The sequence below is a fragment of the Dolichospermum flos-aquae CCAP 1403/13F genome (assembly GCF_012516395.1).
GTDB classification, from domain to species: Bacteria; Cyanobacteriota; Cyanobacteriia; order Cyanobacteriales; family Nostocaceae; genus Dolichospermum; species Dolichospermum lemmermannii.
Map to the genome: position 1 here is coordinate 4,997,412 of NZ_CP051206.1, position 22,085 is coordinate 5,019,496.

At 38.0% G+C, this 22,085-nt stretch carries 16 protein-coding genes and 1 pseudogene; 10 read left to right on the forward strand and 7 right to left on the reverse strand.

The window, feature by feature from the left end; genetic code table 11:
- Positions 1-165: 165 nt before the first annotated feature.
- From rsgA to dnaK, 4 genes are all read right to left on the reverse strand, one after another.
- Positions 166-1,323 carry a small ribosomal subunit biogenesis GTPase RsgA gene (gene rsgA / locus HGD76_RS23890; protein WP_168697239.1) on the reverse strand — a complete coding sequence of 386 codons (1,158 nt, stop codon included), beginning with the start codon at positions 1,321-1,323 and terminating at the stop codon, positions 166-168.
- The gene (locus HGD76_RS23895) at positions 1,320-1,577 is read right to left on the reverse strand and encodes a sulfurtransferase TusA family protein (RefSeq protein WP_027401832.1); all 258 of its coding nucleotides are present in this window, start codon (positions 1,575-1,577) and stop codon (positions 1,320-1,322) included. Before HGD76_RS23895 ends, rsgA begins: the two co-directional genes overlap by 4 nt.
- Positions 1,574-2,713 carry a molecular chaperone DnaJ gene (gene dnaJ, locus HGD76_RS23900; RefSeq protein WP_168697240.1) on the reverse strand — a complete coding sequence of 380 codons (1,140 nt, stop codon included), beginning with the start codon at positions 2,711-2,713 and terminating at the stop codon, positions 1,574-1,576. The genes HGD76_RS23895 and dnaJ overlap by 4 nt, the downstream gene beginning before the upstream one ends.
- Before the next feature lie 561 nt (positions 2,714-3,274).
- The gene (gene dnaK / locus HGD76_RS23905; protein WP_168697241.1) at positions 3,275-5,140 is read right to left on the reverse strand and encodes a molecular chaperone DnaK; all 1,866 of its coding nucleotides are present in this window, start codon (positions 5,138-5,140) and stop codon (positions 3,275-3,277) included.
- 359 nt (positions 5,141-5,499) lie between these two features.
- On the opposite strand from dnaK, the gene HGD76_RS23910 reads away from it, so the two are divergent.
- On the forward strand, positions 5,500-7,137 hold the full coding sequence (locus tag HGD76_RS23910) for an IS1634 family transposase (RefSeq protein ID WP_168697441.1): 1,638 nt from the start codon (positions 5,500-5,502) through the stop codon (positions 7,135-7,137).
- 527 nt (positions 7,138-7,664) lie between these two features.
- Positions 7,665-7,769 (forward strand): annotated as a pseudogene (locus HGD76_RS26420) (zinc ribbon domain-containing protein); the annotation flags it as partial.
- A 124-nt stretch (positions 7,770-7,893) separates the two neighbouring features.
- Here the strand turns inward: HGD76_RS26420 and grpE are convergent.
- Positions 7,894-8,568 (reverse strand): nucleotide exchange factor GrpE, encoded by a 675-nt coding sequence (grpE, locus tag HGD76_RS23915; protein ID WP_148765081.1) that lies wholly within the window; start codon positions 8,566-8,568, stop codon positions 7,894-7,896.
- A gap of 841 nt (positions 8,569-9,409) precedes the next feature.
- On the opposite strand from grpE, the gene HGD76_RS23920 reads away from it, so the two are divergent.
- Complete coding sequence (locus HGD76_RS23920; RefSeq protein WP_168697242.1) at positions 9,410-11,410, forward strand: GspE/PulE family protein; 2,001 nt, start codon at positions 9,410-9,412, stop codon at positions 11,408-11,410.
- Positions 11,411-11,474: 64 nt separating this feature from the next.
- Positions 11,475-12,575 carry a type IV pilus twitching motility protein PilT gene (locus HGD76_RS23925; RefSeq protein WP_148765085.1) on the forward strand — a complete coding sequence of 367 codons (1,101 nt, stop codon included), beginning with the start codon at positions 11,475-11,477 and terminating at the stop codon, positions 12,573-12,575.
- Here HGD76_RS23925 and HGD76_RS23930 read toward each other — a convergent pair.
- Complete coding sequence (locus tag HGD76_RS23930) at positions 12,567-12,716, reverse strand: hypothetical protein (protein WP_168204467.1); 150 nt, start codon at positions 12,714-12,716, stop codon at positions 12,567-12,569. The two genes, HGD76_RS23925 and HGD76_RS23930, sit on opposite strands and share 9 nt — an antisense overlap.
- A 31-nt stretch (positions 12,717-12,747) precedes the next feature.
- Here HGD76_RS23930 and HGD76_RS23935 point away from each other — a divergent pair, with 31 nt between their 5' ends.
- From HGD76_RS23935 to HGD76_RS23955, 5 genes are all read left to right on the forward strand, one after another.
- Positions 12,748-13,971: a type II secretion system F family protein gene (locus HGD76_RS23935; RefSeq protein WP_148765087.1), complete on the forward strand. Its 1,224-nt coding sequence runs from the start codon at positions 12,748-12,750 to the stop codon at positions 13,969-13,971.
- 193 nt (positions 13,972-14,164) lie between these two features.
- Positions 14,165-16,057, forward strand: coding sequence for a GTPase family protein (locus HGD76_RS23940; RefSeq protein WP_168697243.1), 1,893 nt, complete (start codon positions 14,165-14,167; stop codon positions 16,055-16,057).
- A 241-nt stretch (positions 16,058-16,298) separates the two neighbouring features.
- Entirely contained in the window at positions 16,299-17,153 is an 855-nt protein-coding gene (locus tag HGD76_RS23945) for a bile acid:sodium symporter family protein (RefSeq protein ID WP_168697244.1), read from the forward strand.
- A 167-nt stretch (positions 17,154-17,320) separates the two neighbouring features.
- Positions 17,321-17,662 (forward strand): DUF1622 domain-containing protein, encoded by a 342-nt coding sequence (locus tag HGD76_RS23950; protein ID WP_168697245.1) that lies wholly within the window; start codon positions 17,321-17,323, stop codon positions 17,660-17,662.
- Positions 17,663-17,704: 42 nt separating this feature from the next.
- Positions 17,705-18,142: a YidH family protein gene (locus HGD76_RS23955; protein WP_168697246.1), complete on the forward strand. Its 438-nt coding sequence runs from the start codon at positions 17,705-17,707 to the stop codon at positions 18,140-18,142.
- A gap of 92 nt (positions 18,143-18,234) precedes the next feature.
- On the opposite strand, the gene HGD76_RS23960 is transcribed toward HGD76_RS23955, so the two are convergent.
- Positions 18,235-18,918 (reverse strand): PD-(D/E)XK nuclease family protein, encoded by a 684-nt coding sequence (locus tag HGD76_RS23960; protein WP_168697247.1) that lies wholly within the window; start codon positions 18,916-18,918, stop codon positions 18,235-18,237.
- A gap of 212 nt (positions 18,919-19,130) precedes the next feature.
- On the opposite strand from HGD76_RS23960, the gene HGD76_RS23965 reads away from it, so the two are divergent.
- Positions 19,131-22,052, forward strand: a complete 2,922-nt coding sequence (locus HGD76_RS23965; RefSeq protein ID WP_168697554.1) for an NACHT domain-containing protein — start codon at positions 19,131-19,133, stop codon at positions 22,050-22,052.
- The last annotated feature ends 33 nt before the right edge of the window (positions 22,053-22,085 follow it).

The window sequence follows — 22,085 nt, forward strand, 5'->3', positions numbered from 1 at the left end:
GTGTAGCACAGATTTTTTATTTTGTCTGAATCAGGATTTCCAGGATTTAAGGATTTACAGGATGGAAGAAGGGGTGGGATTTTGAATGTTAGGAAATTCTGTTTATTCAAGATCCCAATATCCCCGACTTCTTGAAGAAGTCGGGGATATGAAATTTATCTAGAATCAATCTTCACTGTCTTGATATAAATTTTGTAAGTCTTGCAATTGAGTCTTTCGAGAAATTCGGCGATATTTTTTACTTTCCAGTTTTGGTTCGTACTGACTCTGACCTTTACCTTTAGATATTAATTTCAGACTTGATTCGGGGTCAGCTTGTTGGTTAGTCTGGTTTTGATGGGCTAAAGCATCATCCAGAAATTCTAAATAATGCTGATATCGTTCCCAGTCGCCACTCACAGCACAGTCTGGCTCATCCTTATGGATACAATCACTAAAGCGACAATGGGCAACAGCTAGGCGTTCTCTTGCTTCTGGGAAATAGTGAATTAACTCTTCAGGGCTACAATCTAAATCAGGTTGATTAAAACCGGGAGTATCTGCTAATAACCCACCTGTAGGCATTTCAAATAATTCTACATGACGGGTAGTATGGCGACCACGGGCTAATTTACCGGAAACTTCCCCCACGCGCAGGTTGATATCGGGAATCAAACTATTAATCAAGCTGGATTTTCCCACACCAGAAGGACCAGCAATCACCGTAATTTTATCCTGCAAATATGTGGCTATTTGGTCAATGTTAATGCTATTTTGAACGCTAATAAATAAAGGTTGATAACCCCAAGCCAGTAAGCGATCGCTAATTTGCTGTTTTTCTTCTAAAGAAACTAAATCACATTTATTCAAACATAACAGCACATCAACGCCTGTAGACTCAGCCTTAATTAGAAATCTACTCAATTGAATAGGTTCTAAAGGCGGGTCAGCCACCGCAAAAACCAGGAGAATTTGATTGACATTAGCGATCGCTGGGCGATTTAATTGGCTATGACGGGGTAAAACCTCACCCACAGCCCCTCGTCCCCCCGCCCAATCTGGTTCTTCCACAATTACGCGATCGCCCACCATCACCTGCTGACCAATCTTTTTTAAGCGCGTTCTTCTTGTGCAGAGGAGGATAGGGGGATTGGTGACTGGTGACTGGTGATTGGTGATTGGTGATTGGTGATTGGGAAAAATCTTCTCCCTACTCCCCTGCTCCCCTGCTCCCCTGCTCCCCTGCTCCCCTGCCTCCTCATCCATCTGTACTCGATAAAAATTCGCCTGTACAGCTAACACCGTACCCAATAACTGTTTAGTAGAAATATTTTCCCCTGTCATGCCACAGTAACCGGACGACGGATAACCAGGGAAAAATAGCCAGTACAATCTGTAATTTGTTCCACTTGATAACCAGCCATTGTTAGACTATCAGGAACTTGTTCTATCGGTTCACCGGGATCTAACCAGACTTCCAACAAATCGCCAGGAGGCATCTTTTCCAGAAATAATTTTGTCCGCACAAAATTAATCGGGCAAGGAGTACCACGTAAATCGAGTTGAGCATCAGGGGTGAATACAGAAGACCCAATCATGACTTAAACAAGCCTCCTAAGAATCCTTCTAAACCACCCTTACCAGTTCTGTCTCCCTTAATTTTAGCCAACTTCTCTAGCAATTCCCGTTCCTCTGGGATGATCTTAGTGGGGATATCAATTAACACCGTCAACAGATGATCACCACGACTCACAGGATTACCCAGACGGGGAACACCACGATTTTCCAATTTCATGATTGTATTCGGTTGAGTTCCAGAGGGAATAATTAACTCCACAGGTCCATCTACCGTATTTACCTCCAATCGGCAACCTAAAATCGCTTGTAAGTAGCTAATTTTAATTTCCGAGTTAACATTAATGCCCTCACGATGAAATTCTTCATCTTCATTGACAAACAAGTAAACGTATAAATCACCTGGAGGACCATTCCGTTGACCCGCATCTCCTTCTTGGGAAATCCGTAGTCTTGTGCCATTGTCCACACCGGCGGGAACATTAATTTTCAGTTTCTTTGTAACCTGATTTGCGCCCTTACCATCACAAGCATTACACTTATCTTCCACCACTGTTCCTGTGCCATCACAGGTGGGACAAGTTGATACTTGGGTAAAGCTACCAAAAGGAGTTCTTGTTACCCTTCTAACTTGACCTGAGCCGCTACAAGTGCTGCAAGTCCGAGGACGAGTTCCTGATTTAGCACCAGAACCATTACAAACTTCACAAGTTTCTAAATGGGAAATGCGAATTTCCTTTTCCCCACCAAATACCGCTTCCCGAAAATCTAATTTCAGGTCTAGCCGGAGATCATCACCCCGCACTGGTCCACCACGCCGTCTTTGTTGGGGTTGTCCACCTGGAGCACCAGCAAAGCCGCTGAAAATACTTTCAAAGATATCGGCAAAACCACCCATATCTCCCATATCTTGGAAACCAGCGCCAGCCGCAGCCGCACCGGAAACACCAGCTTCACCAAAGCGGTCGTAACGAGCGCGAACCTCCGGCTCTGATAGCACTTCGTAGGCGCGGTTAATTTCTTTGAATCGTTCCTCTGCCCCAGATTCTTTATTCACATCTGGGTGATATTTTCGGGCTAGGCGGCGATAAGCCTGTTTAATCTCTTCTTTGTCGGCGTCACGAGAGACACCCAGGGTTTCATAATAGTCTCGGGCCATATAGCAAGGTTAAGAATTATAAGGAAGCAGAAGTACGGAAAACAGTAACTAATAGGTTTAAGGTAACACTTTAACAAGAATACAGAAATTTAGGAATGCCAATAGCGTGGGGTCACGCTAAGTCATGCTCTTTAGTTTAATTTTTGTTAATAATTAATTTTACCAATATTTTTTTGCTAGTGTTTGCTCTCACCGATGATTAATCTTTTATTATTGTGCTATTCAGATGTCGAAAAACCCACCTCTTGATTATAGGAACTAGCCGTACCATTAAATGTGGAAAACCCGACCTATACTTTTAGTTCTATCTGTGATACAAGCTCTTGTGTTCCCTGGTAGATGAAGAAAATATATCCTTGCTTCTCTAAATGACTACTTGAGAAACACATTTCTTTACAGTAAATTCATACAAGTATTAAATAGATTAGGAGTAACGAATCGCACTGAGACAGCAACCACAGCAGTGCGAGTTGGATGTTGTTAAAATCAGCTTGTGAGTTATTTTCCTGATCTAAATTAATGTTGAATTGAGGTATTTGTGTGTTGCTTGAAGCAAGAGGTCTATTCTTCGGTAAGATTTATTTGCGTGGCAGCTTCTGATTTTAAATCTTTATTATCAACCTGGTTATAAACATTTGTACCAATAGCAAAGATAGTTTGCTGGAAATCCTCTAAAAGGGTCTTCAACTGTGTGGGGGACATATTCGGATTGTTCATTGCCGTTTGCAATTGTTCAACTTTCTGATTAGCCAAAGCTATCAACTTCTCACTGACTAAATTGGCATTATCCCGTAATGTTGAAGCATAAGTAAACAAGAGATTATTCGCTTGGTTTTTGAGTTTCACCAGTTCTTTACGTCTTTGATCTTCTTCGGAAAATAACTTAGCTTGTTGCCGCATTTGCTCAATTTCGTTGTTACTTAAACCGCCTGTACTTGTAATCCGAATACTTTGTTCTCTACCTGTACCTTTATCTTGAGCCGCAACTTTGAGAATGCCATTCACATCAATTTCAAAAGCCACTTCAATTTGGGGAACGCCGCGAGGAGCAGGAGGAATCCCACTGAGGAGAAACTGCCCTAGACTTTTGTTATCCTTGGCCATGGAGCGTTCTCCTTGGAGGACATGGACTTCTACGGAGGTTTGACCATCAACGGCTGTAGAAAATATTTGAGCTTTGCTAGTGGGAATAGTGGTATTCCGGTCAATAATTTTGGTGAATACTTCTCCTAGTGTTTCAATCCCTAAAGATAGAGGTGTGACATCTAACAGTAATAGGGTATTTAATTCTCCTCCCAAAACTCCGGCTTGGATAGCTGCACCTAGTGCTACTGCTTCATCAGGGTTGACGGAATGATCTGGGATTTTGCCATTGAAAAATTTGATCAGGGCGTTTTGAACAGCAGGAATGCGGGTAGAACCTCCTACTGAAATAATCTTATCTATATTCTGCGGTTTGACTTCCGCATCTTTGAGGACTTGCATCATTGGGGCGATAGTCTCCTCGATTAAACTCCCTGTTAGTTCTTCAAATTGAGAACGACTGAGTTCCATTTCCAGATGCTTTGGTCCAGTAGCATCAGCAGTGATAAATGGCAGGTTAATGGAGGTAATAACCATGCTAGATAGTTCAACTTTGGCTTTTTCCGCGGCTTCTCGCAGGCGTTGGAGTGCCATTTTGTCTTGGGTAATGTCTATTTTCTCTTCTGCTAGAAATCGCTCTACCATCCAGCAAACAATAGCATTATCAAAGTCGTCTCCGCCGAGATGATTATTACCACAGGTGGCTTTAACTTCAAAAACTCCATCTCCTAGTCGGAGAATAGATACGTCAAATGTCCCTCCTCCTAAGTCAAATACTAAAATTAATTGCTCTTGATCTTGTTTGTCTAGACCGAAGGCTAGGGCGGCGGCGGTAGGTTCGTTGATAATTCTTAATACTTCTAGTCCAGCAATAGTAGCTGCATCTTTTGTGGCTTGTCTTTGGGCATCTGTAAAATATGCTGGTACGGTAATTACGGCTTTTGTCACTTCGTCACCTAAGAAATTTTCCGCGTCTTGCTTGAGTTTTTTCAAGACCATAGCGGATATTTCTTGGGGTGTGTAATTTTGTCCGCGAATTTGGACATCAACGGTATTATCTCTTCCTTTGATGCAATTATAAGGGACGCGACTGCGCTCTAATTCTGTATCTTCCCAGCGACGACCGATAAATCTTTTAATACTGTAGACTGTGTTTTCGGCATTAGTTATAATTTGTCGCTTTGCTAATTGTCCGATGAGGCGATCTTTCCCTTTACCAAAGGCTACAATACTAGGGGTAGTGCGTCCACCTTCGGAGTTGGCAATTACTTTTGGTTGCCCAGATTCCAAAACAGCTACACAACTATTCGTAGTCCCTAAGTCAATCCCAATAACTTTTCCCATAACAATACTGCCAAAAAAAGAGTATGAAGAGAGAGGGCTGATGTAGTAGAGTTATAGTCTTCCAAAATAACAACTCGAAAACCACACACAGCCCATGTTCGATATCCTAACACTCTTGCAACCCACATTCCGCACCCCAAACTGTCACAGATCAAAAAAGCCCTTAAAGTAGTACATAATAACTAAAGTCAATTCAAAAATTAAGATGCTTAATGATAATAAATAGCATTAAAAGCGAAATGGTGTGAGAAAGTGAAACTTGGTAACAAAAGAAAAAAATGAATTGATAACCAAATAAGAAATAATTGATAACAACAGAAGTATGAGAGGAAACTGTTGTGAAATTAAAACCTCAAGAAATGGAAATTCAGAACATAGACCATCTAGGGATAGTAGCAGGAATCATAGATTCAATCGGAATAGTAGAAATAATAAATGAATTAATAGGAGTCGAAAAAGACGAAAAAGTAAATGCAGGTCAAGTGGTAAAAGCCATGATAATAAACGGGTTAGGATTTGTCTCCAAACCGTTATATATGTTTCCCAAATATTTTGAAACAATAGCCTGTGAGCATTTAATAGGAGCAGGAGTAAAACCAGAATATCTCAACGACGATAAATTGGGGAGAGTCATGGATAAACTGTTTATAAAAGGCTTAGATACAATCTTTTTTATCATAGCCTTAAAAGCTGCTCAAAAATTTGGAGTATCACTATCAACATCACATCTAGACTCATCATCAATGCACGTGCATGGGCAGTATAACACTAGCTTACCATTCGTAATATTTGAGAGTCAAAAAGTAGGAAATAACCAAGAATTAGAAGAATTAGCAGTAAAATCACCAAAAGAAATAACCATCACCTACGGTTATTCTCGTGACCATCGTCCAGACTTAAAACAGTTTATCATAGAAATGATATGTTCAGGAGATGGAGACATACCAATATTTTTAAAACTAGCATCGGGAAACCAAGCTGACTCATCATGTTTTGGTAAAATAGCAGTAGAATATCAAAAACAATTAGAAGTTAATAGTCTCATGGTTGCTGACGCTGCTTTATATACAGAATCAAACCTGAAAATGATGTCAGAATTACGTTGGTTATGTCGAGTACCATTAAGCATAAAAGCAGCAAAATCATTAATATCAACATTAGCAGAATCAGAATTTATTGATAGTACAATACCAGGATATAAATTAGCATCAAAAATCCAAAATTATGCAGGGATAGAACAAAGATGGTTAGTAGTGCAAAGTCAAGAAAGAAAAGAATCAGACCTGCATAAGCTCACACAAAAAATTACCAAAGCAGAATCAAAAGCTGTGCAAGATTTGAAAAAGTTATCACAAGAGAGATTTGCATGTGTTGCAGATGCTATCAAGGCATTATCAAAATTATCAAAACAATTCAAATATCATCAAATTCACGAAAGTACGGTGACTCAAGTAAAATCTAATAAAAAAGATACTTCAGGAGAAATATCCTATCAAATATCAGCTACAGTCTCCCAGGATGAAAGTAAAATTAATACAGAATTGCTGAGTGCGGGACGTTTTATTATTGCGACAAATGTTTTAGATTCAAAGGAACTAAGCAATGATTCTATGCTCAGGGAATATAAAGCTCAACAATCATGTGAAAGAGGGTTTGGTTTTCTCAAAGACCCATTATTTTTTGCCGACAGTATTTTCCTCAAAAGTCCTGAGAGAATAGAGTCTTTGGGAATGATTATGGGTTTATGTCTACTGGTTTATACTTTGGCTCAACGTCATATTAGAAATGCTCTTTTGGAGTCTAAATCAACAATTAAAAATCAATTAGGCAAAGCAACTAATCGTCCTACTTTACGCTGGATTTTTCAATGCTTTCAGTGTATTCATTTGGTTACACTCAGTCAGGAGAAACATATTTCTAATTGGAATAAGGACAGAGATTTTATCTTGAGTCTTTTACCAGATGATTGTTTACGTTACTATCAATTAGTCAGCTAATTATCATCTCTATCAATTTAATTTCTATGAGTAAAGATGAGCTAATCTCTTTGATTTATAGCTCCATTTTACTATGTCTATAATTTCGTTTTTTACTTTAATTGATTAGTCTAACTTATAATTATTTCTTGAATATCTCCTTTCGCTTATTCATTGACCTCTCCAGGTGGTGTGCATTCTTATTGCTTCTTATTGAGAATAGATTTTGATGACATTTTTGGTGATTTACTGTTTCTCAAATGCCTTTTTTCACTTTATCTGTTTGTTTTGATGCTCCCTTTGATTTTCATCTCCGTAATTTCCCTCTGTAACATTTTGGGGTGCGGAATGTGGGTTGCAATGCCATACTTGAATCCCACCTTCCGCACCCTAAACTGTCACACAACGAAAAATGGTCGTTTGGGGATTTGAGATTGGCGATAGCCACCTAAGATTTCGACAGTTTTGTATCAAAATTATCATTAAATGTATTCAAAAATCCGAAATTACCGATTGTGACACTGGGGGGTGCGGAATGTGGGTTGAATAACCAACGTCAGAACTTTGTTCACCAAGAAACTACACGAATAATCAGCGGTAATAGCACGGTAGTTACTGAAAAATTAGAAGTCAAAAACATGAGTGCCAAAGCTTTGAATATGGTTGCTTTATTTCCGCCCTGCGGTACTAGGTCGTGCGAAGCGTCAAAAATCTCAGGCTCCGCTAGGGGATGTAGAAACCCCTGGCTCAAACGAAGTTAGCCAGGGGTAGTTCATGTTAACCGTTATCTTGGCTAGACAAATCTTCTGATTCTAAAGATATATCTTCTCTGGGAGCAGCTACTTTCACCATGGCATGACGGAGGACACGCTCACCAAAATAGTAGCCGCGAACTAACTCTTCTAAAACTGTTCCTTCTGGATGTTCATCTGTCGGTTCTCGCATGACGGCTTCATGCAAATTTGGGTCAAATTCTTGACCTTCAGGGCGCATGGGTGCTACACCTAGACGTTTTAAACAATCCACCAACTGTTTGTAAACCCCTTGATAACTCTTATGAATTGTCATTTCGCCATCACCTTGGGGTTTGAGGTGCGCTCGCGCTCGCTCAAAATTATCTACAACAGGTAGCAATTCTGTAATTGTATTTCGCTTTACCTGTAAGTCAATTTCTTCTTTTTCTTTGGCAGTTCGCTTGCGATAATTCTCAAAATCTGCGGCAATTCGCATATACTGAGTGCTACGGTCTTCTAGTTGGGTTTTGAGCGTTTCAATTTGTTGATTTAACTCTGCTAAAACAGCGATATCTACTTCAATAGGGTTGGCTGTAGCATCGCCATGTTCTTCAGTGAGTATGTTATCTCCCTGTTCATTTATTTGGTTTGCTGCTTGCTCATTAACCTCGTATCCAGGTTCGTTGGAGTTAATTTCGGACGGGGAGTCACTTTTCATAAGAATATGTGGTATGTGGTAAATTCAGTCACTTAAGTGCTGAGAAGAATGGTTTGAGGTAAACTTAGATGTGTTCGGTGACTTTAGCAACTGCTGGCTATATCTTGAGTTGATTAGCCTAATTCCTGGCTTATATAGTGTACCTGTTTATTTTCGTTTACTATTATTTACTCATTCCAGATGCTTTTAACAGCACAAATTTAACGAGCATTCAGCTAGTAAGCTAATTTTGGGTTTAAATCCCCCTTTTCAACAACCCGCTGACGACGGACTGCTTTTTAAATTACCAATATTTTGGCAGGAAGTGATACCACTAAGCTGTCACGCATCTAGTTTTTGAACCCAATCTGGGCTATAGGCGGGTTTCCACCTCCAAATTATACAATTTAAGTGCGCGACAACTTATTATTCTATTGTGATAAATGGTGAATAGAATGGGAAATAAAGACAAAATAATTCAAAATAGCTGAACAGTAAGGCTTTGATCTTCAAAAAAACTCTTGCCTTGTTTGTTCTCACTTAATTCTCGGCCATGAAAATTTAAATTTCAGGAGGCAGGAGGAACCCACCCTTACTCATAGTGGGATTAAAGCAAAGACGCTTTATACTGTACTTCGTGCCGCTATGCTAACGCGCTGCGTGTCTTAGTATAATTCTTTCTGTAAACCCAGAACTAAAGTTTTAATTGATACTCATAACCTCCTGCCCCCTGCCTCTTAACTCCTGCCTTTTTGTAAAAAGGTTGTTGACTGAAATTTAAGGGGATGTAGAAACCCCATCTTCAACGAAGTAAGATGGGGTAGTTCAAAAAAGAGGTTTCTCTACCCTAACCCAATTGCTTATGACTTACTCATCACCACAACGGCGTAGCACTGCGCTGACTACAAGAACTGAGTTTTCGCCTTTCGGTAATAAATTAGTAACGTCTGGCTATGTCAATAATGAACAAATGAAGCAGGCTGTAATTGCCAGCCGCAAGTCCGGTAAACCACTGACAGAAGTATTAGAATCAATTACTGAGCGAAAATTATCACCTGAGTTGGTCACCGAATACAAAAAACAACATTTATTTGAACTCAAAATTTTATACGGCGTTGAGTCTCTTGATCCCGAAATCTACGAAATTGATACAACAAACGTGGGGAATTTAATTCAAACCCTCATTCCTGTTGATATCTGTCGTCGGCATCACTTAATCCCACTGTCAAGAAATGATAACCAAAGCCCACCTTATGTGTTGGTGGCTATGGTTGATCCAGATAATTTAGATGCTTCTGATGATCTTAATCAGATTTTGCGTTCCCAAGGCTTGTCTTTTCAACGCAGGGTAATTACCCAGAAAGATTATCAGGACATCATTAACAAATTTTTAAATGAACAAGCGGCACGCCGAAAGATATTAGACCGGCAAAAAAATTATGATGTCAAGGGTGATTTAGACAATCTAGGGACTCTGGACATAGATGAAAGTAGTGATAATGATGTTGATTTAGATAATGCTATGAAGGGTGCTGATCATGCACCAATCATTAAACTTGTGAATCGGATTTTGTTGAAGGCTTTAACTGAGGGTGTTTCGGATATTCACATTGAACCGCAGGAAGAATATTTACGGATTCGTTTCCGTAAGGATGGGGTATTACATGAGGCATTTGATAATATGCCGAAAAAAATTATCCCAGCGGTAACAGCCCGATTTAAAATTATTTCTAACCTGGACATTGCTGAAAGACGTTTACCTCAAGATGGCCGGATTCGCCGGATATTTGCCGGAAGAAAGGTAGATTTCCGGGTAAATACTCTACCTAGTCGCTATGGAGAAAAGGTTGTTGTACGGATTTTAGATAACTCTACAACTCAATTAGGTTTGGATAAGTTAATTACTGACCCAGAAACCTTAAATATTGTTAAGGATATGTTTAGTAAGCCATTCGGGTTGATTTTAGTGACGGGACCAACTGGTTCGGGTAAAACTACTTCGTTGTATTCGGCACTATCAGAAAAGAATGATCCGGGGATTAATATCAGTACAGTAGAAGATCCAATTGAGTATAGTTTACCGGGGATTACTCAAGTACAGGTAATTCGGGAAAAGGGGTTGGATTTCTCGACGGTCTTGCGGGCTTTCTTGCGTCAAGATCCAGATGTGTTGCTGGTGGGGGAAACACGGGATCGGGAAACTGCGAAAACGGCGATTGAGGCAGCATTAACCGGTCACTTGGTATTAACTACTTTACACACTAATGATGCACCAGGAGCGATCGCTCGCTTGGGAGAAATGGGTATTGAACCTTTCATGATTTCCAGTTCTTTAATTGGTGTTTTAGCACAACGTCTAGTTCGTCGTGTCTGTGCTGAATGTCGTATAGCATACACTCCGACCATTAAAGAACTAGCTCGCTATGGTCTATCCGTTTCCCAAGAAGCTCAGGTAACTTTCTACAAAGCCAATACTATTCCACCAGAAGAAATAGCCAGCCATAAAAATCTTTGTCAAAAATGTGGTGGTGTTGGCTACAAGGGGCGTTGTGGGGTTTATGAAGTAATGCGGATTACTGAAGAATTACAAACTCTGATCAACAAGGAAGCACCTACAGAAAGGATTAAAGAAGTAGCTGTTGAAGAGGGGATGAAAACCTTACTAGCTTACAGTTTGGACTTAGTTCGTCAAGGAGCAACTACCTTAGAAGAAGTAGAGCGAGTAACACTTACAGATAAAGGTTTAGAGGCTGAATTAAAAGCTAAACGCAAAAGTGGTCTGACTTGTCTGACTTGTAGTGGGGAATTACAACCAGAATGGTTAGATTGTCCTTACTGTATGACACCTTGCTTTACAGATTAGCCGCACATTTTGAATTGAGAGTTTTAAGTTTTTTATTGTTAATTAATGGGAACGAAATCAGACTATGGAAATGATGATTGAAGACTTGATGGAAGAACTGATTACTAGAGGTGGGTCAGACTTGCACCTATCCGCTGGATTGCCTCCCTATTTTCGGATTAGTGGACGTCTGACACCTATTGGTGAAAACATATTGACGGCTGATGAATGTCAAAGGCTAATTTTCAGTATGCTCAATAACACTCAGCGCAAAACTTTAGAGCAAACATGGGAATTAGATTGTTCTTACGGTGTCAAAGGATTAGCTAGGTTCCGGGTGAATGTCTATAAAGAACGTGGTGCTTATGCTGCTTGTTTACGAGCATTAAGTTCTAAAATTCCTAACTTTGAAAAATTAGGTTTGCCAGATATAGTCCGGGAAATGACGGAAAAACCTAGAGGACTAATTCTCGTCACAGGTCCAACTGGTTCTGGGAAGACTACTACCCTAGCGGCAATGATTGACTTAATTAACCGCACTAGGGCAGAACATATTTTAACAGTTGAAGACCCTGTGGAATTTGTTTATGAACCAATCAAAAGCCTAGTTCACCAACGCCAATTAGGAGAAGATACGAAGAGTTTTGCTAATGCTTTAAAAGCAGCTTTACGAGAAGATCCCGATATTATTCTGGTAGGAGAAATGCGGGACTTGGAAACCATTGCGTTGGCGATTTCCGCCGCAGAAACAGGTCACTTGGTATTTGGTACACTACATACAAGTTCTGCCGCACAAACCGTTGACCGGATTATTGACGTTTTTCCCTCAGAAAAACAAACTCAGGTGCGGGTGCAGTTGTCTAACTCCTTAGTCGCAGTTTTTAGTCAGACTTTAGTACCTAAGAAAAATGTCAAGTCAGGTGAATATGGGCGAGTAATGGCTCAAGAAATTATGATTATCACTCCCGCTATTTCTAACTTAATTCGGGAAGGAAAAACAGCACAAATTTACTCAGCTATTCAGACGGGTGGTAAATTGGGAATGCAAACTCTAGAAAAAGTTTTAGCTGATTTGTACAAAGCTGGAACTATTTCTTTTGAAGCAGCAATATCTAAAACTTCTAAACCAGATGAAGTCCAGCGTCTAATTGGTGCAACAGCCCCAGCAGGAGCTAAATTACGTTAACAGGCAGGGGGCAGGGAGCAGGGAGCAGGGTAAAAGAATTATTCCAATGACAACTGACAACTGTACGGGCGAAGCATTTGGAGAACTATTTTTGGCAATGACCGATAATTTATCTTCCAAATGCTTCGCCCCTACTAACAACTGACCAATTCTAAAATTTTAAATAAATATTATGCCTACCTACGTTACTCGTATTCGTGATTCTCAAGGAAAATCCAGAACCGAAAAATTTACCGCTGATTCCTTGACTGATGCTCGCAATAATATTATAAATCAAGGTTTTATTATTCAAGATTTAAAAGAATCTCAAAGCTTGGCTTCTCGGTTCGATATCCAAAAGATTAAGAATTCCTTTGTCAAGGTTTCTGTTAAGGATAAAGCAATTTTTTCCCGTCAATTTGCTGCTTTAGTAAATGCGGGTGTAGCCATAGTCAGAGGCTTGACTGTACTTTCTGAGCAATGTAGTAATCCTAAACTTAAAGCTGCTTTAGTAGAAATTTGTGGCGATGTTCAGACTGGAATTAACCTCTCAGATTCCATGCGTAAACATCCTGAGTGTTTTGATGGTTTGTATGTGAGTATGGTACAAGCTGGCGAAGTTGGGGGTGTGTTGGATGAAGTCTTAAATCGTCTAGCTAAATTATTAGAAGATATGGCACGATTACAGAATCAAATTAAATCAGCTATGTCTTATCCAGTGGTTGTGGGTTTTTTAGCAACTGCTATCTTTGTGGGCATGACAGTTTTTCTGATTCCAATTTTCGCAGATATTTTTGTATCCATAGGAGCAGAATTACCACCACTTACATTATTCTTAATGACCTGTAGTAAAGTCTTACGAAGCTATTGGTCTTTGTTGGTTATTGGGATTTTATTTGTATTATCGTTTCTTTATAAGCAGTATTACAAAACCCCTGTTGGTAGGTTACAGATTGATAGTATTGCCCTAAAGCTACCTTTATTTGGTGATTTGATTCAAAAATCTGCTATTGCCCGTTTTAGTCGGACTTTTGGTTCATTGACTCGCTCTGGAGTCCCGATTTTAACTTGTTTAGAAATTGTGCGAGATACATCAGGAAACCAGGTTATTGCTAATGCCATTGACGCTGCCCGTGAAGAGGTTCAACAAGGGGGGATGATTAGTGTTGCTTTGCTCACAGAAAACGTTTTTCCAGCTATGGCAATTCAGATGATGAGTATTGGTGAAGAAACGGGACAACTAGATGCAATGTTGATGAAAGTCGCCGATTTTTATGAAGATGAAGTAGAACAGGCAGTTAAATCACTCACCAGTATTTTAGAACCAGTAATGATTGTGGTACTGGGGGGAATGGTGGGGACAATTTTGCTGGCTATGTATTTGCCGATGTTCAAAGTATATGAAAAGCTCGGTTAAGGAAAGGTTGAAAGATGGAGAATGAAGACTAAAAAAATCAATTTAATCCTTCATTCTTCATACTTTATCTTGCGTATTTGTCATCTGATGATATCAACACCCACCGTGAGTGTTATTTTTCTGGTAAATTTCCCTGGTAAAATAACTAATAAATCACTAATCCAACATCCACAACCCAAAAAGTTATCAAACAATGATCCGTTTAAAACCCTGGCAATGGATAATCTTAGTTTCACCAATTGCGGTAATTATCTCCTTCCTTCTCATTTCCGCAGGAACGCAAATTCACGCTTGGGGATTAAGTTGGATTTGGGCTGTATTTACATTTGTATTTGTCGGTTGGCGGTGGTTGCTGGTACGCTGGACTAAACCGGCAATAAATCAAATTGAAGCTGTTTTTGCAGAAGTTCGAGAAGAATTAGAAACTACCACAGAGAATAATTTAGTCATCGAAACAGATAGGACTAAAGCAGTAGAAACAGCATTACAAAATATTCTCACCGCAGCCGCAAATGATTTACCTATTTGGGAAGATTGGCAAACTTTTTGGCAGAGATGTCAAAATTTAATAGTAGCAATTTCTCATATTTATAACCCTGAAGTTAAATATCCGCTTTTAAATATTTACATTCCCCAAGTTTACGGTTTAATTCGGGGTACAGTAGATGATATGGATCAATGGATGCAAAAATTATCTCCGGTTCTGAATCAAGTTACCGTTGGCCAAGCTTATCAAACCTATGAAGTTTATCGCAAATTAGAACCATCTGCCCGTAAATTGTGGAAAGTTTGGAATTGGGCACAATGGGTATTAAATCCGGTCACTGCGGTAGCTAAAAAAGCGAGTGAAGGTGTGGGAAATCGGGCTTCTCAGGAATTATTAATAAACTTGAGTCAACTATTACGAGAAGCCGCTTTACGGAACTTATGTAAACAAGCGATCGCTCTCTATGCAGGAACTAAAATTGAATTACCTATTCCCACCCTACCCCAAGTTAAAACCCAAACCCTGCGGGACATTCTCACCCAAGCTGAACCCCCGGAAATCGTTGCCCAAAAACCCGTAAATATTCTCATTATTGGGCGCACAGGTGCAGGTAAAAGTAGTTTAATTAATACTCTTTTTCAAAATGAATTAGCTGCGGTTGATGTTTTACCCAGTACAGATACAATTCAAAATTACCATTGGGAAACGGAAAATGGGGAAACTCTCAACCTTTGGGATACTCCCGGTTATGAACAGGTAAAACGGGAAGATTTGCGAGATTTAGTGATTGATTATGCTAGTAATGCTGATTTACTATTATTAGTTACTCCTGCACTAGATCCAGCTTTACAAATGGATGTAGATTTTCTCCAAGATGTAAAATCAGAAGTGGCAGATTTACCGATTATTACCATTGTAACTCAAGTAGATCGTTTACGTCCTATCCGTGAATGGCAACCTCCTTATGATTGGGAAAAAGGAGAAAAACCAAAAGAGATTTCTATTCGAGAAGCGACAAAATATCGCCAACAACTATTAGGAAATTTGGCTAATTTAGTTTTACCTGTCGTTACGAATGATCCAAAAACTAATCGAAATTCTTGGAATATAGAAGCTTTATCTTCAGGATTATTAGCAGCAATAGATCCGGCTAAACAATTACGGTTAACTCGCTTTTTACGGAATTTAGAAACTCGCACCACAGCAGCAGCTAATATTATTGAGCATTACACATTTCAGATGACAACCACCCAAGGAATTGCTGCATTACTAAAAAGTCCCGTTTTGCAATTTATTTCCACATTATCAACAGGTTCTCCTACTCTTGCTTATTTACTCGCAGAACAAATTCCCATTGAACAATTACCGATAGTAATTGGCAAATTACAAATGGCTTATGAACTTTTTCCCCTATTAAATACAGACAATTCCAAATCCCGCAACTTTGATTTATTATCTCTATGGCCATTGTTGTTAGAAAACCCATCTACACCAGATCGTAATGCTTGGGCTTTTGGTCATGCTTTAATAGAATATTGGAAGCAAGATTTAACAATTGAACAATTGCGAACCAGATTTAATTATTATCTTCAACAGTGAAAAATTAGAGATTTTTTATGTGATTCTTTTGTCCGCGTGAGTAAAAATTATCACAATAAATATTTCGGAGATATCTATGACCAGGGATAGTAATACAAAGTTAGGTTAAGAGATATTATTTGCTCAATAGTAGTTAACAAGTGATCCGAAAAATATCTTTTTTTCCTCTGCGGTTTAAGAAGTAATTTATCGAACCACAGAGGCACAGAGGACGCAGAGGAAAGAGGTTCAATTTCCAGCTATGCACCATCCTTTACTGTTGATTTTCGTTAAAATCACGATTTTTTCTTTAATGTTAGCCATAGGAAGCAATCTCTGTTTTGAGGAAATGCTTTCCCTATGGCGAAAACCTGCTTTACTATTCCGGGCGCTTTTAGCCGTTGTGGTGCTAGTTCCTCTAGTGGTTATTGTCCTGCTAAAACTGTTTAACTTACCCCCAGAAGTAATGACAGGATTAGCCTTGTTAGCGGCTTCTCCAGGTGCGCCTCTGACCACAAAACGAGCGCAAATGGCTGGATGTAGATTTTCCTACTCAGCGAGTTTTCAGCTAACTCTCGCTATACTTGCAGTCTGCGTTACTCCTATTACCTTGGAAATTTTTGTCACCCTATTTGAGAATATTTCAGAAAAAGTGACAATTTTAGAAGTTACCCGACAAGTGATCATGGTACAGTTATTGCCTGTCAGTATCGGTCTGTTGCTGCAAAAGTTTGTACCTAAATTTGCCGAAAATATCGCTCAACCTTTAAATTTTATGGCTAATAGTCTTTTTTTCGTACTGGTTGTTTTGGCTGGTATTTTAGGGATTCCCCTATTTTTCAAAGTTTGGGGATTACCAATGGTTGTTATTACCATCATGGTAATTGCCTCCTTAGCAATAGGACACAGTTTAGGAGGTAACAATGATGATACACAACCGATTTTAGCAATTTCCTGTATTGCTCGTAATGTTGGTTTAGCCTTGTTTATCGCCATTTTGAATAACGTAGAACAAAAGGTAATTCCCACACTCATAGCTTATGTAATTTTAGGAGCATTTCTAGGTAGTTTTTACTCAATTTGGAATAAACGCAAATTAGAGCAACAACCTAACTAAATGCGGTTTTTTCCGTTACATAATGGCGGTATAAATTATGTTTCGCGCAAAGACACAAAGGAGCAAAGACGCAAAGTTTGAGATTTTATATTTTCCAATTTAATACTTTGATTCACTAAGGCTATTGTAATTAATCTCTATGCCTGGAGCGTGAAAAAAGCTAAATTATGGCATTATTTGAACAGCTAGAGAGCGGGTTATCATTTGTTGTGACTTTGCTGAAATTTTTACTAGAATCTATTTCTGTTTTTTGTATTTTATTGGGTGTATTAAAAAGCGGAAAAATAGCAATTTCTCTGAACCATCATCATAGTCAAAACAGATTTCTGCAAATCCGGCTCAACTTTGGAATTTGGCTAGTGCTGGCATTAGAATTTCAATTAGGAGCAGATATTCTTTCTACAACCTACCATTCAACCTTTGAGTCTCTAGGAAAATTAGGAATTGTTGCTTTAATTAGAACTTTCCTCAATTATTTTCTGACTCAAGAACTCAATAAACAACAATAAAAGTAATTATTCAGAGGTAATTTACAGGCACATCTTACCACAATGAATCAGCCACTTATCAAATCAGAAACACCTGAACAATTGTCTACCAACGATTTAGCAGCAGATAGAACAGAATTAGCTAAATACCGCAGTCGAGCGGCAGCAGACCGCACATTAATGGCGTGGATACGCACCTGTCTTTCCTTAATTGGTTTTGGTTTTGGTATCCCCACCATTGTTAGAGCAATTGAAAATACTCGTCTGAGTCATCATCTTAACCCAGTCAGATTTTCGGTGATTGTGGGACTGTCTTTTATTGTGACGGGAATGTTGGGAATGGTTTTAGGGTTGAGAGAACACCGTCAGTTACTTAAACAAATTCAAAATAATCGCTATACCTACGAAACCTCTCACAGTGCGGAAATTATCGGAGTGGCTTTACTTGTAATTGGCTTAGTTAGTTTTCTTGGTGTGATAATTCGGGCAATGAATTTTTGACTTTTGATTTCACGGTGGTACTAATTCCCCTTCTATTTTCTCTCCTTATTACGATAGAAGGGATTTACTAATGCTTTATGTGTGAGAATTTTTTAGGGTGATATTTTGTCATTAGTACCATCGTTTGGCCAAAATGTGTTGGCTTTTTTCTCCCATTGATGCCATTTTTCCATCATGTCTTTAGGTTCTAACCAATGTACAATAGCTTCATCTGGAGTGGTGACAATTACTAAAGCATTGTTAATTCTTAATCCATATTGACGATTGACAGCACCCCAATAAGCCGCAAGTTGTAAAGGTTCATCATAAAGAGGTTTTATGCGTTCTGCGGTTTTAAATTCAATCACACAGGGAATATTGCAATAATTCGCTACACAATCAACTCTACCAGCATAGCCAAGATAGTAATTAAAAAGATTGGCTTCAATTAATCGGATGTTATGAATATTTTCCAATATTGGTAATAGGTTATGCCAATAAGGTTTGATAAATTCAGAGCAAATAATAGGCTCATCTAAAAAGTAGTTTTTAACTTGTTGATGAATGAGAATACCCCTTTGTTTTGATTCTTGGATAATTCGATTAGCTTCAAAATTACCTACTTTTTGTCGCCATTTTGCGAGTTGTGCTTTTTCTCCTGGAGGTTTGGTAGATTTTAAAATTGAGGTAACGCTAGGAAGTCTAATACCGCGACTATCTTCGAGATATCCGATTCCGTTTTCTCTGGCAAGTTTACCGTAGTAGTGGGGGAGAAGGTTGAGTTTAGTTTGTAACATAACTGAATAAAAACCTATTTTTTGAGGACTCATTCATCATGACAAAATCAACAAATTAATAAAATATCCAAAAAATAGTAATTAAATAGTAATTAAATATAAATTAAATATAAATTAAATATAAATCAAATAAAATTGAGAGAATTACACACAATTAAGAAACTAACAACTATAATGGTATTTGCAGTTATTCAGCATCTATTCCTAATAATATGGACTCATTCCAACACAGTATTGAGCTAAGAAACCGATTTTTAGAGGAAGTCGCTAATGAATACGGCTTATTCCATAAACACAGAGAGATATTTTTGGGTAGATTTGATCATCAAAATGCCGAATCTAAAAATACAGAAATTGCTAAATATTTAGGTATTGAAGACCAAGTATTACAAGATTATTTGGGTGAAATATGCGAATTGTTTGGTTTTAAATCTCAACGTGGACGAAGTAAAAAGGGTCAATCACCTTGGGAACAGACTTTTACTCAGCTATGGAATCAAAAATTTAATGAATGGTTGAAATTACAACAAAATCCTAATGTTCAGACACCCATTTTAAATGATGATGATTGGCTAAAAATTTTTCACACAAAACTAGAAAACCAGCAAGAACAAATCAGAAAAAATGCTTCTGAAATGGGTTTTGAGTTAAAGTTTCCATCTGTTCCACTGGGTTTAGTCGAACGTAAACACCAGCAAAGACGAGATGAGAATGTTGATAGAAGAGACGTTTATCAGTTAGAAAAGGAAGTCATTGCTAAAATTTACGAACATAATGATTTTCTGGAACAGGTAATAAATCAAAATTCTGCGGGAAAAAACAAGCATATTGCTACAGTTGGAGAACCGGGAGCAGGTAAAACGACTTTATTAACTGCTATTGCTTCATATATCAAAAATGAAAATAAAGACTTACCAATTGTTATATCTCTCGGTAGCTTGCAAGGTATGACATTAGAGGAATATATTCTCAAAAAATGGCTACCTGACACAATGAGATTAGTTAATAATACTCCTACCTCAGAAATAGAGGAACAGCTAAAAACGCGATTTTATAAACCTGGTGTTTGGTTATTGTTAGATGGTGTTGATGAAATGGGGGAATCTTCACCAACAGCAGCATTAAATAAAATTTCTCAAGCATTAACAGACTGGTTAGGAAAAGCGCGAGTAGTTTTAACTTGTCGGTTAAATGTTTGGGATGCAAATCCTAGTAATAATGATTTATCTGGTTTTGATACCTATAAAACTCAAGAATTTAAACCTGAACAAATTGATAAATTTATTGAAGAGTGGTTTAAATGTGATGATGATAAAATACAGCGTGGTGAAGAACTCAAGGCAAAATTAAGAGAACCTGGAAAAGAGCGTATTCGTGAATTAGTTACTAATCCTTTGAGGTTATCTTTGTTATGTCAGATTTTTTATCAAGACAAGCATGGAGAATTACCAGAAACTAAAGCAGGACTTTTTGATTTATACGCTAAGTATTTTTATTATTGGAAATCTACCCCAGAAACTCAAGAGTTAAGAGATTCTCCTGAATTGCAAAAAGAATTACACCAAGGATTAGGTAAATTAGCTTTAGAAGGAATTAAAAGGGATGCTAGATTTCGGCTTAATAAAAGTTTAGTAGTTGAGGTAATGACTGAGAGGTTATTCAAATTAGCTCGTGATGTAGGTTGGTTGAATTTGGTAGATAGAGATGTTTATGCTTTCTTTCATCCTAATTTTCAGGAATATTTTGCAGCTTTAGTTATTGATGATTGGCATTATTTTTTAAATCATGTTCCTACCAATCCCGTAAAAGCGAAATATCGTGTTTTTGAGCCGCAATGGAGAGAAGTCATTTTACTGTGGTTAGGTAGAAATGATATAAACAAGAATCAAAAAGATGATTTTATGAATGCGTTAATAAAATTTGATGATGTATCTGGGCATTTTGAATTCTACTCATCCCAAGCACGTAATTTAGCACGGTTTGGACTGAAAGAGTTTCCAGAATCTGTTCTTAATGAAATTGTTGAAGATGGATATGACGATAACGGCAATAAATTATATACTTACCGTTTCTTTAAAGTAGTTACTTACCATTTAAAATTTCCTGGTGATTTGTTAAGTCACCATCCAATAACCTATTATAAATTATATCAATGGCTAGGTATCTCTATTAATTTAAACCTAGATTATGGTAGTAATTTTTTAGATTTTTTGCTTCAAATGGATTTCAGAGAATTGAAGAATTATCTTATATATCCAAAAACAATAAACTCGGATTTTGATAATAATGATAAATACCATGTCTTTGATAAATTAAAAATCTTATTATCTTATTCAAAGGATGTAGATATTTTACAAGCTTTCATTCAAAAAATAGGACTTAATTATAATTCTGACACAGAATTATTATATGCGATTATCAATTTAATACCAAAGAATCGTGATCATTTAACTTCTTTTGCAGCACGCGAAAGCTTGAAACAATTCTTAATGCGAAGTAACAAACATGATTTTTTTTCAATCATAATTCAAAATTTAAAACCCTATGTAAATCAAAGAGAACTTGATCCATACGGTTCTTGTCTAGAAATTATTGAATACTGTGTTGAGAATATGGATTACGCAGAATTTTATACCGCATGGCTACTCCCAACGTCTCATCGAGATGCATCTGATAATACCGCGTCTCCTAACTCTCATTTGGTTAACATCTGGGAACTCCAATTTACTAAAATCATCTCTCAACTCCAACCCATAAATACAACCTATCCCCTTACCCTCAACCTCAAAACCCTCCAAAACGAAACAGACATCATAGAAATATCTCAAGAAATCTGCAACCAAATTTACTTTACAGCTTGTCCCGAAAATCTAGAAATTCCCCAAATTAACAACGCACCTCAACTCAAAAGCAAAATTCCCCAAATTAAAAAACATCTAAAAACCGAAAACCTAGCCTTAATTATCAACAACTGCGAACCAAATCAAGAAATGATCAAATTCTGCAATAAACTAACAGATGTCTTACACATTGCCTTTATCACAGAACAACCATTAGACGCACCATTAAAAGGTTTTCCCAATCAATCAAACTTATTCAATGTGATTCAACATTGGATTAATGAGATAGGGTGAAACAATCAAAGATAAAACTTCCAGCATTGATGA